At 62.0% G+C, this 17,841-nt stretch carries 15 protein-coding genes and 1 pseudogene; 8 read left to right on the forward strand and 8 right to left on the reverse strand.

Translation table 11 applies throughout. The annotated features are described in order from the left end of the window. The first annotated feature begins 98 nt into the window (after positions 1–98). Together AC5RUM_RS11620 and AC5RUM_RS11625 are read left to right on the forward strand one after the other, a co-directional pair. Positions 99–2,219 (forward strand): acyltransferase family protein, encoded by a 2,121-nt coding sequence (locus tag AC5RUM_RS11620; RefSeq protein WP_494035066.1) that lies wholly within the window; start codon positions 99–101, stop codon positions 2,217–2,219. Positions 2,220–2,298: 79 nt separating this feature from the next. After that, a complete protein-coding gene (locus tag AC5RUM_RS11625; RefSeq protein ID WP_494035067.1) occupies positions 2,299–2,820 on the forward strand; it encodes a hypothetical protein in 522 nt (173 codons plus the stop codon). Between the two features lie 45 nt (positions 2,821–2,865). On the opposite strand, the gene AC5RUM_RS11630 is transcribed toward AC5RUM_RS11625, so the two are convergent. After that, positions 2,866–6,198 carry a GH25 family lysozyme gene (locus AC5RUM_RS11630; protein WP_494035068.1) on the reverse strand — a complete coding sequence of 1,111 codons (3,333 nt, stop codon included), beginning with the start codon at positions 6,196–6,198 and terminating at the stop codon, positions 2,866–2,868. Between the two features lie 280 nt (positions 6,199–6,478). Here AC5RUM_RS11630 and galE point away from each other — a divergent pair, with 280 nt between their 5' ends. The 4 genes and pseudogenes from galE (at position 6,479) to AC5RUM_RS11650 (ending at position 9,280) form a co-directional block, all read left to right on the forward strand. Beyond that, positions 6,479–7,498, forward strand: coding sequence for a UDP-glucose 4-epimerase GalE (gene galE, locus AC5RUM_RS11635; RefSeq protein ID WP_494035069.1), 1,020 nt, complete (start codon positions 6,479–6,481; stop codon positions 7,496–7,498). A gap of 128 nt (positions 7,499–7,626) precedes the next feature. Further along, positions 7,627–8,619, forward strand: a pseudogene (locus AC5RUM_RS11640) (TadA family conjugal transfer-associated ATPase); the annotation flags it as partial. A gap of 55 nt (positions 8,620–8,674) precedes the next feature. Beyond that, complete coding sequence (locus tag AC5RUM_RS11645; protein WP_494035070.1) at positions 8,675–8,914, forward strand: hypothetical protein; 240 nt, start codon at positions 8,675–8,677, stop codon at positions 8,912–8,914. A gap of 114 nt (positions 8,915–9,028) precedes the next feature. Beyond that, positions 9,029–9,280 (forward strand): hypothetical protein, encoded by a 252-nt coding sequence (locus AC5RUM_RS11650; RefSeq protein WP_494035071.1) that lies wholly within the window; start codon positions 9,029–9,031, stop codon positions 9,278–9,280. Between the two features lie 59 nt (positions 9,281–9,339). Here AC5RUM_RS11650 and AC5RUM_RS11655 read toward each other — a convergent pair whose 3' ends face one another. Further along, positions 9,340–9,711 (reverse strand): helix-turn-helix transcriptional regulator, encoded by a 372-nt coding sequence (locus tag AC5RUM_RS11655; protein ID WP_494035072.1) that lies wholly within the window; start codon positions 9,709–9,711, stop codon positions 9,340–9,342. A 188-nt stretch (positions 9,712–9,899) separates the two neighbouring features. After that, complete coding sequence (locus AC5RUM_RS11660; RefSeq protein ID WP_494035073.1) at positions 9,900–10,256, reverse strand: hypothetical protein; 357 nt, start codon at positions 10,254–10,256, stop codon at positions 9,900–9,902. Between the two features lie 135 nt (positions 10,257–10,391). Here AC5RUM_RS11660 and AC5RUM_RS11665 point away from each other — a divergent pair, with 135 nt between their 5' ends. After that, positions 10,392–10,904 (forward strand): hypothetical protein, encoded by a 513-nt coding sequence (locus AC5RUM_RS11665; protein WP_494035074.1) that lies wholly within the window; start codon positions 10,392–10,394, stop codon positions 10,902–10,904. Between the two features lie 13 nt (positions 10,905–10,917). Here AC5RUM_RS11665 and AC5RUM_RS11670 read toward each other — a convergent pair whose 3' ends face one another. From AC5RUM_RS11670 to AC5RUM_RS11685, 4 genes are all read right to left on the reverse strand, one after another. Beyond that, entirely contained in the window at positions 10,918–11,643 is a 726-nt protein-coding gene (locus tag AC5RUM_RS11670; RefSeq protein ID WP_494035075.1) for a hypothetical protein, read from the reverse strand. 266 nt (positions 11,644–11,909) lie between these two features. Continuing rightward, entirely contained in the window at positions 11,910–12,428 is a 519-nt protein-coding gene (locus tag AC5RUM_RS11675) for a DUF3761 domain-containing protein (protein WP_494035076.1), read from the reverse strand. A gap of 263 nt (positions 12,429–12,691) precedes the next feature. After that, positions 12,692–14,116 carry a terminase large subunit domain-containing protein gene (locus AC5RUM_RS11680; RefSeq protein ID WP_494035077.1) on the reverse strand — a complete coding sequence of 475 codons (1,425 nt, stop codon included), beginning with the start codon at positions 14,114–14,116 and terminating at the stop codon, positions 12,692–12,694. 507 nt (positions 14,117–14,623) lie between these two features. Continuing rightward, the gene (locus AC5RUM_RS11685) at positions 14,624–14,911 is read right to left on the reverse strand and encodes a terminase (protein ID WP_494035078.1); all 288 of its coding nucleotides are present in this window, start codon (positions 14,909–14,911) and stop codon (positions 14,624–14,626) included. Positions 14,912–15,211: 300 nt separating this feature from the next. On the opposite strand from AC5RUM_RS11685, the gene AC5RUM_RS11690 reads away from it, so the two are divergent. Continuing rightward, positions 15,212–15,841 (forward strand): DUF4760 domain-containing protein, encoded by a 630-nt coding sequence (locus AC5RUM_RS11690; protein ID WP_494035079.1) that lies wholly within the window; start codon positions 15,212–15,214, stop codon positions 15,839–15,841. A 151-nt stretch (positions 15,842–15,992) separates the two neighbouring features. Here the strand turns inward: AC5RUM_RS11690 and AC5RUM_RS11695 are convergent, their stop codons facing one another. Further along, complete coding sequence (locus AC5RUM_RS11695; protein WP_494035080.1) at positions 15,993–17,762, reverse strand: right-handed parallel beta-helix repeat-containing protein; 1,770 nt, start codon at positions 17,760–17,762, stop codon at positions 15,993–15,995. Positions 17,763–17,841: the final 79 nt, after the last annotated feature.

A 17,841-nucleotide genomic window follows, 5' to 3' on the forward strand; every position in this document is an offset into this window, starting at 1 on the left:
GCCCCGGAAATGCGAGGGCAGGGTCTCACCGGGTATCGTAGACGGGATTGCCTTGGCCGAAAACAGCCACCCCGACCCCAAAAGTAGGAGCTTCCCACGTGACCGCAGATCCCGCAACGCTCCAGCGAGCCGATCCTGCAGCGGGTTCCAAGTCCGGTAAGGCCGCGGGCTCCCCGGGACGAATCCGCGCTGATATCCAGGGACTCAGGGCCTTGGCGGTGGGCATGGTTGTCCTCTACCACCTGTGGCCGAACCGGTTGACGGGCGGCTTCGTGGGTGTGGATGTCTTCTTTGTTATTTCGGGCTTCCTGATCACCTCGCATATCCTCTCAAGTCCCCCCTTGAGTGGACGTGACCTGGTAGCTTTCTGGCGGCGCCGCGTGCGACGCCTGCTTCCCGCGTCGTTGCTCGTCTTGGCGGTGTCGGCCGTTGCAACCCGGGTCGTTGCGCCTTCGTCGCGCTGGGAAGACACCGCCACCCAAATCATCTCCTCAGCACTGTATGTCCAGAACTGGACCCTGGCCGCCGGTTCCGTGGACTATCTTGCTGCGGAAAACGCCGCCTCTTCGGTACAGCATTTCTGGTCCCTGTCGGTAGAGGAACAGTTCTACCTGGTCTGGCCCATCCTGTTTTTTGCAGCCTTCTGGCTCGCCGCCCGGCTGCGGTGGAGCAGGACAACCTCGGCACAAATACTTGTTGGCGGAGTCTTCGCCATTTCCCTGGCCTACTCCATCTATGCCACCGCCGCCACGCCGGCCAGCGCCTACTTCGTCACCCCCACGCGCATGTGGGAACTGGCCGCCGGCGGCCTCGTCGCAACGTTCGCCGCCTCGCGGACGGCGAGGGACGCCCGCTCCCGGGACTCGCTGGTGGCCTGGGCCGGCATCGCGGCCATCGTGGCCGCCGGAGTCCTGTATACCGGCAGCACGCCATTTCCTGGCTACACCGCCCTTCTTCCGGTGGCTGGAACGGCGGCTGTCATCTGGGCTGATGCCCAGCAGCGGCATTCCCCAACCGTGATCCTTCAGCAGCCGCCGGTTCGGGTGCTGGGCGATCTGTCCTACTCGGTTTACCTGTGGCACTGGCCGCTGATCATTTTGGTCCCCTATGTCAGCGGAGGAAGCCTCAGCCTGTGGGACAAGTGCCTCATCCTGGCCCTCACACTGGTTTTGTCCTGGCTGACCAAGAAGTTCGTTGAGGATCGCTTCCGTACTGCCCCGCGCGGCCAGAAGCTCAGCACCACTTTTCTCGCGGCAGCGGCTGGCATGGCAGTTGTTGTTCTGCTGGGGGCCGCACAGATAGCTGAAGTCCGGCACCGCAGCGACGTATCGGCCGGCCAGGTGGCAGCTCTTTCACAAGAAGGAAACCAATGCTTCGGTGCAGCAGCCCTGGCAAACACCGCAGCGGGCTGTTCGGCCGAACCCAGCGGACCGGTCACTCCGGCTCCTGAAGCCGCCATCAACGATAAGTCTGACGCTTACGCTGACAATTGCTGGTCCTTCGAACCGACTTTCGAAGAACATCCGGTATGCACCTACGGATCAGGACCGACGCGTGTGGCACTGGTTGGAAACTCGCACGCGGGCCACTGGCTGCCGGCCCTTCAGGCCCTCGCAGATGAGCGTGGCTGGACGATTACGACCTATCTTGCTTCTGCCTGCAACGCCACCGACGCCAAATTGAAGTTCTCGACGGCTGAGGCAGGGGCCGGTTGTGCGGAGTGGGGAAAATGGGTTCTTCGGGAGACGTCCGGTGACGCCTACGATCTCGTCGTAACTTCAGAACGGGTCGCCCGGCCGGTGGACGGGGCACCCGGTGGTGCCGGTAACCTCGCAGCGGCCGCCGCAGGGTATGAAAGCTACCTGAAGAAGTGGGCCGCGGCGGGCACCCGCGTACTGGTCCTCAAGGACACTCCCAACCCCCAGGCCACCACAGGCTCTGTGCCGGACTGCCTCTCACTCCATGAGCCTGACTACGCGGCCTGCTCCGGATCCGTCGGGCAGTGGCACCAGCCCGACCCTCTCACCCAAGCTGCGTCCAAACTGAAACTTCCAACCATCGCCACCGCGAACATGGACAAATACTTCTGTTCCAGCGGGCGCTGCCAGAGCGTCATCGGCAACGTCGTGGTCTATTTCGACGGCCATCACATGACGTCGACCTACGCGCGGACGCTGGCCCCGTATTTGAAGGATGCCATCGAGCGTTCCCTTCGATAGGGAACGGTGCGGGCCTCCGTCATGTTTGAAAACTGGCGGAGGCCGGCACCCCCTTCGCCGGACCTGCCATCATGAGTCCATGAAGAGCGTGCTGTTCCGCGTCCCGTTGATCCTGATGGTCACCTCCGGAACAGCAGGCTGCTCCGTTTCCAGCACCCCCTGCCCGGCCATCGGATGGAGCAACTCGGCCACCGTGATCCTCGAAGGTCCGGTAGAAACCGTGGGCTCTGTCGAATTCTGCGCAGACGGAAGTTGCTCCATACCTGCTCCAAAGCCGACCACCGCTCCGAAGACGACCGTCACCCCGGAGGCACCCCTGGCCCCGGGGCAGGCAGACGGCGGTGCGCCTGCAACACCGGGGACACCTGCCGCAACATCAAAATACACACCTTATGTCGGCAGGAAAGTCGATGACCGCACGTGGCAGTTCAGCGCCGTCATGACCGCCCCGAAACAGGCCACCGTACGCGCGTTGTCCGCCGGCGGAGAGCTCCTTGCCGAACGCGACGTGGACCTTGCATGGACCCGCGTCGGAGGAAGTGCACAGTGCGGCGGGCCGGCAACAGCCGGCCCGGTCGTCCTGTCACTGCCAACTGGGTAGCCGTCAGCTGCCGGGGGCTGCCGCTTTCGGGGCTACCTGTCGGAGCTACCTTTTGGAGGGCGTTGTCATCGACACGGTCGTGGCTTGGCCGAGCACCGCTGACTGCGTGCGGGCGCCCCAGGTGCCTCCGGGCAACACAGGGTAGTAATACGTGAGTCCCGAAGGTTGAACCGCGACCAGTCCCGTAGTCCCGCTGCCGCCAAGGCCCGTCGTTCCGGAGTACTGCCGGAAGGACTGCCAGCCCGCCCCGACCACCCTCCGGGGTTCCGCAATGAAGGCCTGCTGACCGTTGGAGCGGTACAGCCGCATGGCCCCGGACGGGTCGACGGCCAGCAGGTCCTGGTTGCCGTCGGCGTCGAGGTCAATCATGGCCAACGTCAGTGAGTTCCAGCCGCGGCCGATCCTTACAGGTGCATCAAGGACGGTGCCAGACCTGTTGCCCCAGTAGTGCAGGACCCCGTCAGCTCCATAGCCCACCAGCCCCGGGTAGGTGCCGGATTTCAACCAGGGACCCACAACGATGTTCGTCTGGGCAAAGCCGCCGGCCGCGAGCGTTTGAGGGCCAGCGAACCCGCCAGACGCCCCGCCAATGTAGACAGCCAAGGAACCCGAAGCGCGTTGCGCAAGCACATCTGCGACGCCGTCGGAGTTCCAGTCGACTACGTGCAGGGATTTGATACCGGACCAGCCGGCGCCGATCAGATAGGCGCTGGCCGCCGACCCACTGCCGCGTGCCGGATTGTTCCAGAGCTTTCCTTGGGCATCTATCGTGAGGATGTCAGAGGTGCCGTTCAGCGAGGGCTTGGCGACGAGGTTGGCGCTTCCGGATATCAAGCGGTCGTTCCAGTTACCGGCCTGAGAACTCCGCGTCCCGAACTTGGCTGCAACAAGTGGATAGTAAAACAGCTGCCCTGAGCGGTCCCGGGCGAGCAGGCCATTGGATGTAGCCGAGGCAAAGGCCCGGGCCGGGCTGATACTGCTCATGGTGTTCCAGCCGGAACCCATGACGGTCCGGGCCTCATCGATGACGGAGCCTGTCCCGTTGGAGCGGTAAATCCGCATCACCCCAGCGTGGTCCACGGCAGCGATGTCCTGGTTGCCGTCACCGTCCGCATCTGTCATCACAATGTGCATGCGGACGAAGCCTGACCCGGCAATGCTTGGCTGGCCAAGCATTCTGCCGGCATCGTTGGGATAGTACTGGAGTGTGCCACTTTCCCCGCGGACTATGACGCCGGGGTATTTTGCTGCCCGTTGCCAAGGCCCGATGGTGACGACGGCACCTGCCAGCCCGGAGAGCACCTGGACCGGGGCTTCGAAGCCTCCGGCCGGCAGGGCGAAATGGATACTCAGGTCCCCGCCGGTGCTGACTGTTGCCAGGTCGTGGAGCCCGTCTGCGTTCCAGTCGGTAACGTGGGTGGAGGAGAGACCCGTAAACCCTGCACCGATCTTGGTTTCGGCACCGACGGTGCCCGTGCCGGTCGGGTGCCGGTAGAGGTCACCCGCTGCAGTGACCGTGACGACGTCGGTGGAGGCCTGGATCGATGGCGTCGGCTGGGCGGGTGGCGGGGCGACCTCGAGGTTGATGTTCTCGCCGCCTGCGATGAGGTAGCCGGTCCACCCTGAACCGATGGACGCCGGCGCTCCCCAGGCGGAGTTGCCCGGAACAGGATAGTAGGTAAGCTGGCCCGCGGAGCTCCTCGCCATGAGGCCGTTTGTCCCGGAACCCTTGAAATTGGTGGTGACGGTGACGCTCGTCATCTTGTGCCAGCCGCCGCCCAGTATCTTTCGCGGCTCCGCCACGAAGGCGCCGTTTCCGCCAGAACGGTACAGGCGCAGGGTTCCGGCCGGGTCCTGGCCCAGGATGTCCTGATTGCCGTCGCCGTCATAGTCGATCATTGTCAGGTTGATGTTGCTCCAACCATTGCCGATCGTGGTTGCTGCGCCGAGTCCGGAACCTGAGCTGTTCCGCCAGAGTCTCAGGACGCCGGAGTCGTCGCGGGTAATGATGTGGGGGAAGTAGCTGCCCCGGAGCCAATAGCCGATGGTCAGTTGGTACTTGCTCCAGCCGGATGCCGCGAGAACGGGGCCCGTGGCAAATCCGCCTGCAGCCACGCCGAGGTAGACATTGACCCGGCCGGACGTCCACTGGGCAACTAGGTCAAGGACGCCGTCTGCGTTCCAGTCGATCGCGTTGACGGACCGGACATCTGTCCAGCCTCTTCCGATCTGCCTCCTGGGCTTGAGCGTGCCGTTTCCCGTGGCGGGGTAATCCCAGAGGATTCCCGAACTGTCCACGGCCACAACGTCCCCGAGCGATGTTATGGAGGGAGCGGGTATTGCGCCATCCGCTGTCGAGGCGAATTTCTGCAGCGTGGCCAGCGTGCCGTTCCAGGCATTGGAATCGCCGGCGAATGGACCCGTGGCGCTGTACTGCCAGACGCTGTATGTCGCCCAGCCGTTGGGCATGGCGCCCACGTACCGGGAGTATGCGGCAAGATGCAGCGGTTGCCGGGAGAATGCCGACGAGTTTCCCGTACATGTCTGCCACCAGTCCGTGGTGGTGTAGATCATCGGAAGGCGCCCGGTTCGTGCCAGAACCTGATTGGAGAAGGCTTTGATCCAGCTGACCATCGCCGCCTGGCTCATGTTGTAGCAGGAATTGCCGAGCGATGCATACGGGTTGTATTCGATGTCGAGGAGGGGCGGCATGGTTTTGCCATCCGGGGTCCAGCCGCCGCCGTTGTTGACGAAGTAGTTTGCCTGCTCCGCTGCGCTGGAAACGTTGGGGAGGGCGAAGTGGTAGGCGCCGCGGATCAGCCTCGCACTTGACGCACCCGCATACTGGGACCCGAACACCGGGTTGCGGTAGGTAGTTCCCTCAGTCGCCTTGACGTACGCAAACCGGGCACCCATGTTGTACTGGGCTGCCCAGTTGACCGTCGGCTGGTGGCTGCTGACGTCCAGGCCCTGAATGCCCGGCGCCATCCAGGTGTTGGTTGCCTGCGTGGACAGAGTATCTGCCGACCTTGTTCCGTGCTGCCTCTCGTAGCTGGCAGCACGGGTCTTGGCGCCCTGGCCCATGTAGGAGCCGTGTTGTCCCATTTCAGCCCGGAGCGAATCCATGTCTATAGCTGGGGCCCCGGGTTCTTCGGCCGGTGCGGTGGTGCCAGCAGATGCGGTGGTGCCCTCAGTCCCCGCGCCGGCAGCAGTGGTGCCGCCGCTCGAGGGTTCGGCTTCCGGGGCCGGGGCGGCTTGGGCGGGGAGGACACCGCCGATGCCCAGCATTGCGCACAGCAGCGTGGAGATGCCTAAGCGGCCCAAGCGTCTGGCTCCCGCAAGGCCTGCGGACTCCTTGCATTTCGTGGAACGGTTCATTGTTCTACCCCCAGCCTGAAGCTGCGGGCCGAAGTGGCCCCAGATGCTGGACTTCCCCCGAGCTGAGCCCTCTTCACACCTGCAGCGATGTTCGCATCAATCCTAGCATTTGTGGTAATGAAGTGACGAATGGGTATGTTGTGGCAGCTGATCGTTTTGTGACGCTTGGTTGTCCTGTGACATGTGATCGTGTTTGAGGCGCCGGCGAAACGCCCGATCTGTGCCCCCGGCACCCCGTCATAGACAAGCGGCAGTAGCTGGCTGTCCTAGACTGGGGGCCATGAAGGTTTTGGTCACCGGCGGAGCCGGGTACATCGGATCGCACACCGTACTTTGTCTGCTCGAGGACGGGCATGAGGTTGTGGTGCTGGACAACCTTATGAATTCCAGTGTCGAGGCCGTACATCGTGTGGAAGAGCTCACGGGCAAGAAAGCGGCATTCCGGGAAGGCGACCTGTTGGACGCCAACGCTGTCGACGCCGTTTTTGCAGAAGGCGGCTTCGACGCCGTCATCCACTTCGCCGGGCTGAAGGCGGTGGGGGAATCGGTTGAGAAGCCGCTGTGGTACTACAAGAACAACGTCGTCGGCACGCTCAACCTGCTGGAGAGCATGGAGAAGGCCGGTGTGCGCCGGCTGGTGTTCAGTTCGTCCGCCACGGTATACGGCGCCTCAGAGCACGTTCCCCTGATTGAAAAGTCACCCCTGGACGCCACCAACCCCTACGGCCGCACCAAGGAACAGATAGAGGACATCCTCTCTGACCTGAGCGACGCGGATCCGCGGTGGAGCATCGCGTTGCTCCGTTATTTCAACCCCGTCGGCGCGCACGAGTCGGGACGCATCGGGGAAGACCCGCGCGGCATCCCCAACAACTTGCTGCCGTTCGTTGCCCAGGTGGCTGTGGGCCGGCGGGAGAAGGTCATGGTGTTCGGCAACGACTACCCCACGCCGGACGGCACGGGCGTCCGCGACTACATCCACGTGATGGACCTCGCCGCTGGCCACCTCGCCGCCCTTCGCTACCTCGAGACCAAGACGGGGTCCTTCCGTTGGAACCTCGGCACCGGCCGCGGCTCGTCCGTGCTGGAAGTCATCGAAGCGTTCGGGGCTGCGGCCGGGCACCCGATTCCGTACGAGTTCGCACCGCGGCGGCCGGGGGATGCAGCTGTCAGCTACGCCGATGCCTCCGCCGCCCTCGCAGACCTGGGCTGGTCCGCGCACCGGGATCTCGCGCAGATGTGTGAGGACCACTGGCGCTGGCAAAGCTCCAACCCCTTCGGCTACGCCGGGGAAGAGTAGTCCCCGCCCGGGGCGCGCCCTGACTTATCCACAACTTGGCTGTTTGACTATGCCTCGTGATCCCGATCCCTTAGCTTTAACCCAATTGCACTGCCTCCGCTGGGGGTGGCAGGGGTACGGGGGGCCTGATGGATGCTGTGCGGATAGTCGAGGACGAAGTTCGGGAGCTTATCCGTCGGCGGGGCCTGGATCCGCTCCGGCAGGCCGGGGAGGTCCGGCGGCTCGTTGACGCGGCTGTCAGCGATTATGACGAGCGCGCCCTGATGGGTCCGCTGCCTCCGCTTGGCTCGGCTGACACCGCGCGAAGGTTTGTCTTTGACGCCGTGGCAGGATTTGGCGTTCTCCAGCCTCTGCTCGACGACCCGGGCATCGAGGAAATCTGGATCAACGCGCCAAACGAGGTCTACGTGGCCCGCAACGGCGAATCCGAACTCACGTCGCTCAGCCTCACCGACCAACAGGTGCGCGACCTGGTGGAGCGGATGCTCAAAAGCTCGGGACGGCGCCTCGACATGTCCTCGCCGTTTGTCGACGCAGCGCTGCCGGACGGCTCCCGGCTGCACGTGGTCATCCCTGACGTGACCAAGCGGCACTGGGCCATAAACATCCGCAAGTTCGTCGTCAAGGCGAGCCGTCTCGAGCACCTCGTCGACCTCGGAACCCTGACACCGCAGTCTGCCCGGTTCCTCGGAGCCGCGGTGGCCAGCGGACTCAACATCCTGGTTTCGGGCGCCACCCAGGCAGGCAAGACCACCATGCTGAACTGCCTTGCCGCCAGCATCGGCAGCCGCGAGCGGGTCATCACGGTGGAGGAAATCTTTGAGCTGCAGTTTCCGCTGCGTGACGTGGTGGGACTTCAATGTCGCCAGCCCAACCTCGAAGGCGAGGGGGAGATTCCGTTGCGCCGGCTGGTCAAGGAGGCGTTGCGGATGCGCCCGGACCGCCTGGTGGTCGGAGAGGTGCGGGAAGCCGAAAGCCTCGACATGCTCATCGCCTTGAATTCGGGCCTTCCCGGAATGTGCACGGTCCATGCGAATTCGGCCCATGATGCCGTGACGAAGATCTGCACCCTGCCGCTGCTGGCGGGGGACAACATTTCCAGTGCGTTTAGTGTGAGGACACAGCAAGCCGTCGCGGCGTAGCTGTACAAAAACAAATGTCCAGGGGGGACACATTATGAGCACTACTTTCAGCATGTCCGACGTTGCACGCCACTTCGGGATTACGAGCTGCAAGGCGTACCGGGAACTGGCATCTTGGCCGCACCACGGCACGACCGCGGACAGTATCCGGTTCACCGCCGACCACGTTGCGGAGATTAACCGGCTGATGAACGCGGGTCCGGATGAGCAGCTCGCACGGCTGGCCCTGATTGAGCAGAAGCGGGCAGAGGTACGGGCGCTAGACGCCGCATAGACGCCGCAAAAAGGGAACACCGCCTGCAAATGCAGGCGGTGTTCTTTTATGCGCGCTCGATTTAAGGCAGGATACGCGGCTGACATGAAAGGCGTGGGATGCGAAGATATGTCAATGACGCCGCGAATTAAGTTCCTATTGAAAGTTGGAGTTGCTTTTATCGCCGTCGCTTTCGTGCTCGGCGTCCTTCCCGTCTACGCATACGGAGAATTCTTACCCTACTGCGGTACTGCCTGGTTTCGGGGGTCATCAAACCTCACGTGCGTAGAGACGCTCCTCATGCCTACGATCTTCTCCTTAATACTGGGGGTCATAGGACTCGTGATGGTGATAACAGGTATGGCTCTGAAGCAGAGCAACGACTAGAACCCCTCAAGAGCCAAAGAACCCTTGCGGCCCTGGCTGGTGGGGTTATTCTTTGCCCCTTAGCGAGGCGCTGGCGGCTCTTTGAGTCCGTTCCTGATGTTGTAGGCGTGCGCTCTGCGTCGGGCTGCTTCCGACCCGATCCTCGTGCTTCTGGCCCGCTTGTCTGGTGGACTGGCGGCTTGGCGATACATGGCTTGTATTGCCTGTATGTCCGCTTCGGAGAACCTCAGCTCGGTGCCGATGCGGTGATGATACGGCCACGGTTTCTCTTTCAGGTGCCGGTACGCGGTGCTGCGGCTGATGCCGCACATGGCCGCAACATCCTCTAGGGTCCACAGCAACAGGTGCTCAGGGTACTTAGCCCGCCGGTCGTCGTTCTTGACCCGTTCTGGCTTGTCTTCAGACGGGGTCGGCATGGGCTCATCGTTCATGCCACCGATGGTATCGGGCCGGTCGCAGCCTCTACCCAGTGCCAGGAAGAAGCAACAGCGTAATGTTGATCGTTTCTTGATTTGCAGTCCCTACGCTCTGAGCATCCGCCGCCGCAACGACGCACGCCTTCTGCGGCGCCGGTAGGTGGCCCCGTCCTAAAACCCCATCGGGGCGGGCCACCGCTTCCCTACTCGGGCAGGAATCCGGGGAGCCGTTTGCCCCATCGGATAGGGCGCCGCTCGGGCGGGGTGTGGTGGTATTCGATGATGTCCCACTCCGACGGGGTGAGGCGGCGGGCGTTGTCTTTGGGGAGCCATGCCATGTGAGTGTGGCCCTCGTCGTCAAGCCATCGGATGAGGATGAGCGCGTGAGTCCAGCGCATCGCTTCGCCGTAGACGCTCACGGTTCCGCCGTCCTTGAGTGGAACCGCGGCCTCAACCCTCGGCCATTTACCGTACTCCCAGGAGTGCACGTCTGCCGGGTCGCCCTCAAACTCTGGCGCGAGATAGTCATACGCGACGCCGGCAAGGGTGAAAGTGGGCATGGCCCTAATATATCCGCGCCGCCTGCCGCTGTTCTCGAGCAAAACATCCAGCGCTGCCAGATCCTGCTTCACCATGCAGTGAACGATAGACTCGGACGCTGACAAAGCGCTTATCTCCATCGAAAAGGCTGGGCAATGTACTCGTCGGACGTCGCATTCCAGGTGATAAAAGTCGAACTGACAGGGCAATCTTGGTGGAGTGCGGCACTCCCAATTTTGGCGATCGTCATCTCCTTGGCGTCCCTCGGCGTTACCCTATGGCTCAAATTCAGGGATGACGCCCGACTACAGCTGTCGGCCTCGCTGGGGTACGTGCTGGGATCCGGGGACGACAAGCGACTGTACCTGCATCTAGAGGCTACGAACGTAGGCCGCACCGGATCCACGGTCGTGCAGAACATCGGGCTCAGGATGAGCGATGGGCGGGGTCTGGCGAGCGTTTCGCCGACACCGATGGACAGTCAATTTCCGAAGGCTGTAGGGCCCGGCGAAACAGCGCACTGTTATCTGGGGGCGGGTGACGTGGGTGAAAAACTCCGATCGTCAGGCCTCGCCAAGACCACGTTGCAAATTGAAGTAACGAGCGGCCACGGGAAGGCGCGATCGAAAGTTTCCCAAAAGGTTGTCGATACCCTGCAAGGCCTGTAGGCCGACGCCGCCGTTATGTTTCGGATGGTTCTGAGCAGAACATGAGAAATTCATGCCCCATAGGAGAGGTGAGGCGACGGTCTGCCTCACCTATCGGATAGCCGAGGCCGATCCCTCCCTGCTGTAGAAGGCGGTCGTTACCTAGGTCCTGAAGAATCATCTCTGCCAGGGGTTCCCAGTGCGCGATCCCTTGGTAAACGATGTTGGCGAAGATCCAATGCATCTGACCATCTTCAGCAGGAACGCCGTTAGCCTGTAGGAAGCTCTTCGGGTCATCAAAAGCTTGGAGAAGGAAGATGTGCTCTCGCTCGTACCGCTCCAGCAGGCGCAAAAAGAACGTCTGTACGGCCTCGTCGTTTGAGGCCCAACTACCGCTATTGCAGACCGCATTGGTAACGATACGAAGCTTCTCGGCATTTTCTGTCTCGCGCACTATGCGTACGCCCCTAACGACTGCCGTCACAAACTTTTCATCGGAGACAACCTGGTCCATAGTCAGGTTTTCACGGCTCCGGAGGGCATCGACAGCGCTCGCCAACTGCCGGAACCAGGCCTCTTGCCGCCTCTTATCTGACGCCGCCAGACCACTCGCGAATATAGACGACATCACCCCACCGAAAACTGGCAGGGCGTTCAGGGCAGCATTGAAACCGGCAGCAGTTATGTCTTCGGCTGTGCTGGAAGCAGGCATGGACTCGACCAGGGAGCTGCCAGCAGGATCCTCGTTGGGCTGTTGCATTCCTTGACTATAGCCCGCTGAGTTTTGCCCGGGCCGTCCTAACGAGCGCCACTCAATCGGCCCTCATATGTCCTCCATGCACGGACTTTTAATTGATCGGATCAGGCAATATGCTGGCCTTCTATTGAGTGTGAAGGACTTCGTCCTCACCGGGCCTGCGGTACCTGCCGAGTTCACCGGCGTCACGGTGTACCCGGCTGGCGCCTACGACCCTGTCGAGGCCGTCCCCGCACCTTAGACGCCCACGGATAGTTACAGCGCGTCCCTCATCGTAGGCCCCCATGGTGTGAGCAGGCTCCCTGCTCACCTCCGCTCGAGGACACCCATCCATCCGCACACAAAGTTCTGTAGCCGCTCCCGCCCCGCTCAGTAAGGACTTCGAGATATCCCGTAACGTCGACACCATAGAGTTCCCCGTACGCAACGAGGTCCTCCGTGTACTTCGACAAAAGCTTTTCGTACTCATAGTCGTCCATCATTAAGGCCAGGCGGGTGAGCCGGGCCAGGTCGTCGCTGATGTTCGATGTCGAATAAACTCCCGGCGGCAGTTCGGGCTTTAGATCGGGACATTGAGAGATAGTAGCGCCGTCAAGATTCAAGTCAGCTAGTTCCTGCTGGATCTCTGCCGAAGCGACCTTTCCCGCGTCATTCAACCACCTGCCGCTTCCGCCCGATGCAAGGTCGTTGCAGATGTAGTCTCTTAGACCTTGCCATTCGCCGGGTGTTATCTCGACGCCGCGTTGCTGAGAACGCGCGATGACCGCGCCCTCCACTATCTCGGCCATCGACGTCACCGGCCTGTCCGGCAAGGGAGGTCGTGGAGGAGGCGTTGGTCGTATTACCGGAGCAGCCGACGGGATTGTGAGTTCGTTGCTTGGGGAACCCGTCGCCGCTGTAATTATCTGCGGCTGACTGCAAGCCGTGAGCGCAAGCACCAACGAAACCAGCAACCCACATACTTTTTTTGCCATGCACGTCCCTCTCGAATCAACTAAGAATGAATCATGGAAGCTGTACGTGAGTAGCCGGAATCAAACATTACGAACGTTTACAACACGAGGACGCGACCGCCCCGGGGCTCACCCGTTCGACGGGCCTTGGACTGTAGGCCGTGTAGGGCGTTTGTGCAGCCCACCAGAGGGGAAATGTCCGAGACGACGTTCTTCCGGGTCCAGTAAAACGCGGTCTCGCCAATGTGCTTCTGCCGTGCAGCGTCCACAGCCTCATCAAGCACCGGCTCCCCAATATGGCTGGCCTTGCCATGCATGACCGTGTCGTAGAACGCGCCACAAGCCTGCGAGTAGTCGCGGAGGCTGATCTGCTTCGTGCGCACACGGGCCCGCTGCAAATCCGGAAGCAACGCACCAGCCGCCGAACCGGCATCAACCACCACGGCTACGGGCTTCCACTTCTCCTTGAGTTCAGCCAGTCGGGTAGCAACCCAGGACGTGCCCTCACGGCGGTCCACAACTTCAAAATGGATCCTGCCATCCTCCAGGTACGACGCAGAGCAGATAGTGGCAGACTCGCGGCCTGGTGGAACGTCCACAGCGAACGCAACAGCCTTACCCGGCCTTGAAGACTCATCCGCAGCCGCAGCCCACACCCCGGCAGGGATGACAGACTCGCCACCGAGCTTCATCCAGACTCCTAGCCTTTCCCTACGGAACTCATCGTCCCCAAGGGTGGCCATCTCCGTCCGCACATGATCCTCCGAAATGCGCACACCAAGGCCAGGGTTCGCCTGATACCAAGCCTCTGGGTCATCCGAGGCAGCATCATCCGGCGCCGACCACTCGAAATAGGCAAGGCCTTCAGACAGCGGATTACGCCCCCGCTCACGCAAGGACGCCAGCACTTCGCTGTTCTCCATGCCGGCGCTACTCGCAAACCAAAGCTGCACGTTTCCCGTCATCGTCTGAGCCGCCAGCGTCGGCAACATTGCAGCCATCTGAGCCTGTGTAAGGGCGTACGCCTCGTCAAGATAGATGGCCTGGGCGGAGAACCCCCTACCCGATCCGGCGCTGCGGGCGATGAACCGAAGCCGGTTCCCGTTCTTCAACTCGATGCCCTCGGAGCCGTGGCTCGTGAAGACCTTGGCGACTTTGGCGTCCAACTCCGGAGTGTTCTCGATAAGGGCCATGATCCGGCGGAAACTCTCAGAAGTCGTCTTGAACTCCTGAGCGGTTGACAGCGCCAGCCGCTCGTTCAGGATGAACAACCCGGCAAGCTGCCGGGCATCCAGCACCACAGATTTCCCCAGCTGCCTCGGGAGCACTACCCCGACCGTGGATGCGGCCCACTTCCCGTCATCCCTCACCCCGAGGGAGCCCTTCAGGACATGCTGCTGCCACGGATCCAGATGCAAACCAGCCACACGGGCAAGCTCCACCGCCTCCACCCCGGCGTCATACGCCGAGTCCGGAACCAGCTCAATGCGCGGCCTCTGAGAACCTATCCTCACGCTCACCATTCCCTCGAAGTCTTCAATTTCCCAAACGTCTTCTTCACCTCATCCAGCGGCTTCGCCTGCCGCCGCCCGTTACAGGCCGCATGGCTCGGGGCCAGCTCCCCGTACAGGTGCCCGCCGGCGCCGATAGCCTCCACATGGTCCGCTTGGAACGCCATCGGTGACGGGTACTCCAGCAGATAATCAATCGGGTGCCCACACAGATGGCACGACGCGCCCTCACGGGCGCTCTTACGCTTCAACCTGTCCCGCAACTCCCGGTAATGCCGGTCATTTCTTGAATTTGTTGCCATCACGAACCCCTCTAAACCAGTTCTCCACGCCGCAGAACCGCGGCCAACACTCGATGCGACTCAGCCGTCAACTCCACCCACCGCCCAGGATCCGACACCGCCAAGCCCGCCAGGTGAGCCCGGCGGGCAACCACCCACTCCAAGACAGATCCCCACTGCTGAGGATCAAAAACAGCAAGGATCGCCGGGACATCCGTGACCGCCTTCCGTTTGGGGATCACTCCGCCACCTCCGCAGGGATCGCCAGGGAAGCCAGGAGCTTCGCGAACACCAGCCGCTGCTGCCGGGCCTCCACCACCGCCGGGTTAGCCTTCTTCCCATGCGGAGAATCAATGACGCTGCCGTGCGTTTTCCGGTCCTCCTCCAATTCATTCAGCGTGTCCGCCGTCCGGCACGCCTCGAGCAGCACCAAAAGCTCATGCTCACCAAGGTCAAAAGCGTCAGTGACCGTAGACCACAGCTTCTTACCCGCGGAACCTAGTCCGTTCGGGGTTCTCTGTGTCATAAATAAAGTCCTTTCAAAAGGCCTCAGAAAGGCCACAAATCAAATCAAAAATCAGGGGTGGAATCCCGCCGGTTTCCCTGTAAACAGGGGCGTAGAGCGCCACAGAGGCCCGTACAAAGCCGATTCACCAGCGCGTGGGCAGAGCCAGACCGACTATGCCCCGGGGTATCCAGGCCCCCGGCGGCGGGGTCTGGCCCCCACCATGCCGCGAGCCGGATAAAGTGATCCGGTGAAACTTATTGGTCCAGATCATTCCCTGCCGGTCGGTAGGCGTTGCACCTTCTTGTTTGGTCGCTCATAGTGAGGGCCATTAAGTGGACGGTGTTTGCCGTCGGCCTGTTGTTTGGTGGCATTGTTGTCTTTCTTGCCTATGACATTCAGTTGCTTGCCAGGCTGACTGATGGTGTCAGTTCGACTACGTTGAAAGACCTTGCGATCGTCTTGATAGGCGTGCTCGCCTTGGTTGTGTCAGCCGGCACGCTCATTCACACGCGTCGGAAGACTAGGCGCGAACTGTTCCTCCAACTGCATGAGCGGCTTATCACTCCTGATTTGCAGGATGGCAGGCGCTTGATGTTTGAGAAGATCCACAGCGTGGAGGATGTGGATCTTCTCCGAGAGAAACAGCCTAGGACCTACAAGAAGATCAACAGCGCACTTGCGATGTACGACGTTCTGGGGCTGTATGTTCAGCGCCGGTATGTCGACAAGCGGATGGTCCTGGATGAGTGGGGCCCTAACCTCGCTAAGGCAAGGGAGCCTGGGAAACACTTCATTGCGCACAGGAAGAAGTTGGGCGTCCCCACCAACTGGTCCAACTTTGACGCGCTAAGTCTTGACGCCAAGATCGCAGGGCAGCCTAGGCCAAGCTTGTTCAAATCCGTCCGAGCGGCAGCGGCTGAGTTTAAGCGTGTCCGCCAGGGCCTCTGACGATACATCGCCTTACGGGATCCGAATGAGGCAAAGAACCCCGCACCGTGGGGCAGTGCGGGGTTCTTCTAGGTCGGTGCCTCCGCGAATGGGGGGACGCGGAGGCACTCGGACTAAAGTACCGTCAGCATACTTAGCTTTTCAAATCGGCCTAGGCCATCCAAGTGTCAGAGAAGCTGTTGCCTGTGGAGACGTTGTCTGTGGCGTTTCCGATGGGTGCTGAGTTGAGGGACGCGGGCACATAGAAGCCGCTGCCCGCGTTGCCCTTAGAGACGTTGCCGCGGATCATGTGCCGGTCGGTGCCGGCGAGGGCGAACCCGTGACCGCCGCAGCCGTAGGCCCGGTTGTCCATCCATACCCCGTCAGTGGCCCGTGCTGATGAGGTGGACATTGCCGGCCCAACGCGGAAGCCCATGCCAGGTGTGCCGTCCACGATGTTGCCGCGCGCGCTTAGGTCTGACACAGCGAGCTGGAACACCGGGGCGAGGTTGTTGAACGACGTGCCGCAGTTTGTGGCGGTGTTGTCATGGATCCGGATCCGGAAGGTCGAGTTCGGCGCGGCGTTCTCAAACTTGGCCTCGACGGCGCACACGGCTGTGTTCTTCATCTTGTTGCCGATGACATCCACGCTGTAAGCGTCGTAGAGGTCCACAGCATCCCGTGCGAGGTCGTAGAAGTCATTGTCTGTGACCCTGCCATGCTTCGCGCCGTAGGAGTACTTCACCGCGTCACCCTTGGATGTGCTGGTGCCGATGTTGTGGATCCGGGAGCGGTTGACCGTGACGTGGTTGACGCCCTGCGACCACACCATGCCATCCTCGAGCCAGCCCTGGAACTCGCAGTGATCGAACTCTATGTGTTCGTCGATGCCGCAGCCGGTAGTGAGCGCTACGCCGTCCGGTTTCACTGCACCGATGCGGCCCATGGTCAGGCCGATGTTGACGAACTTCACGTTCTCGAACCGCCAGTTCTTCGCGCCGCTGGAAGCGATGGCCTGGAAGACCTGGCGTGCGGAAGCGTTGTCGCCCATGATGGTCATGTCCTTCACGAGCACATCCGAAACGTTGGCATTGAACCCCGCAGCCGTGATGTAGAGCGTTGTGGCGTCCACACCTTCACCGCGAAGGACGGTGCCCTGCTTCGTGAACAACCTGGTCCCGGTCTTTGTCACGCCACGGCGGAGGAACAAGTCACCGCCGCCCGTGGGCACTGCCGCCACTGCTGAGGCTAGGCCAGCGTTGTAGGCGTCCACGGCTGATGCGGTGTCCGCCGCGATAGGAACTCCGAACTCTGCCGCCGCGTCGATGCCACGGTCACGGCGGCGGGCCGCACGCTGGGCAGCAGCCGGCAGCGATGAGCCCGTGACCGCCAGCTTCTCGTAAACCGGGTCAGCGTGAGCCGTGATCACAGTCGTCAGCGCTGTCTTTGTCGACGTGCCGGTTCCGCTGATAGCGGCGGCAATCGCGGTGTCAGCAGGTGCGCCGACCAGTGCGGCTGCCTGTGATGCTGCGGTTGCTGCGACTGCGGCGCTGGCTGCGGCTGCTTCCGCGTCGTTCGTGGCGGTCCCGATAGCGGCGGTGGCGACAGCGGCGGCGTCAGTCCCAGCAGTGGCCGCGGCCTGTTCGGCGGCGGTCTGCGCGTCAACCGCGACCTGCTTCATGCCCTCGTACGAAGTTACGAAGCCGGTGAATCCGGCGCCTGCCCACGCGACCCGGTCAAGGGTTTCATGTACAAAGGCTGGCCCAAATCCGTTGGCGTTCACCTGAATCGGGTTGGTCAATGGCCCGCCTGTGGGGTCGGTAATCGCCAACGGGGTTTGAGTGGCGTCGCCCGGTTCGAAGATCAGAACTGAAGTATTCGATGCCACGTTGGACGGGTTTGTGGGGTCAGCAGCGAAAAGCTGCTCAAAGGTAAAGGCCATTAGTTGTCGTCCTCTGGTTCGTTCGTTTCGGTTGCCTCGCACTGGTTTTCAGTTACGGGCTCGGGCGGGTTTGGCGAGT

Source organism: Arthrobacter sp. B2060 (assembly GCF_059090445.1).

Bases quoted from the DNA above. Each gene is read 5' to 3' on its own strand.
- AC5RUM_RS11625 (WP_494035067.1), top strand. From the start codon at position 2,299: ATGAAGAGCGTGCTGTTCCGCGTCCCGTTGATCCTGATGGTCACCTCC.
- AC5RUM_RS11630 (WP_494035068.1), bottom strand. From the start codon at position 6,198: ATGAACCGTTCCACGAAATGCAAGGAGTCCGCAGGCCTTGCGGGAGCC.
- galE (WP_494035069.1), top strand. From the start codon at position 6,479: ATGAAGGTTTTGGTCACCGGCGGAGCCGGGTACATCGGATCGCACACC.
- AC5RUM_RS11645 (WP_494035070.1), top strand. From the start codon at position 8,675: ATGAGCACTACTTTCAGCATGTCCGACGTTGCACGCCACTTCGGGATT.
- AC5RUM_RS11650 (WP_494035071.1), top strand. From the start codon at position 9,029: ATGACGCCGCGAATTAAGTTCCTATTGAAAGTTGGAGTTGCTTTTATC.
- AC5RUM_RS11655 (WP_494035072.1), bottom strand. From the start codon at position 9,711: ATGAACGATGAGCCCATGCCGACCCCGTCTGAAGACAAGCCAGAACGG.
- AC5RUM_RS11660 (WP_494035073.1), bottom strand. From the start codon at position 10,256: ATGCCCACTTTCACCCTTGCCGGCGTCGCGTATGACTATCTCGCGCCA.
- AC5RUM_RS11665 (WP_494035074.1), top strand. From the start codon at position 10,392: ATGTACTCGTCGGACGTCGCATTCCAGGTGATAAAAGTCGAACTGACA.
- AC5RUM_RS11670 (WP_494035075.1), bottom strand. From the start codon at position 11,643: ATGCAACAGCCCAACGAGGATCCTGCTGGCAGCTCCCTGGTCGAGTCC.
- AC5RUM_RS11675 (WP_494035076.1), bottom strand. From the start codon at position 12,428: ATGGCCGAGATAGTGGAGGGCGCGGTCATCGCGCGTTCTCAGCAACGC.
- AC5RUM_RS11680 (WP_494035077.1), bottom strand. From the start codon at position 14,116: ATGGTGAGCGTGAGGATAGGTTCTCAGAGGCCGCGCATTGAGCTGGTT.
- AC5RUM_RS11685 (WP_494035078.1), bottom strand. From the start codon at position 14,911: ATGACACAGAGAACCCCGAACGGACTAGGTTCCGCGGGTAAGAAGCTG.
- AC5RUM_RS11695 (WP_494035080.1), bottom strand. From the start codon at position 17,762: ATGGCCTTTACCTTTGAGCAGCTTTTCGCTGCTGACCCCACAAACCCG.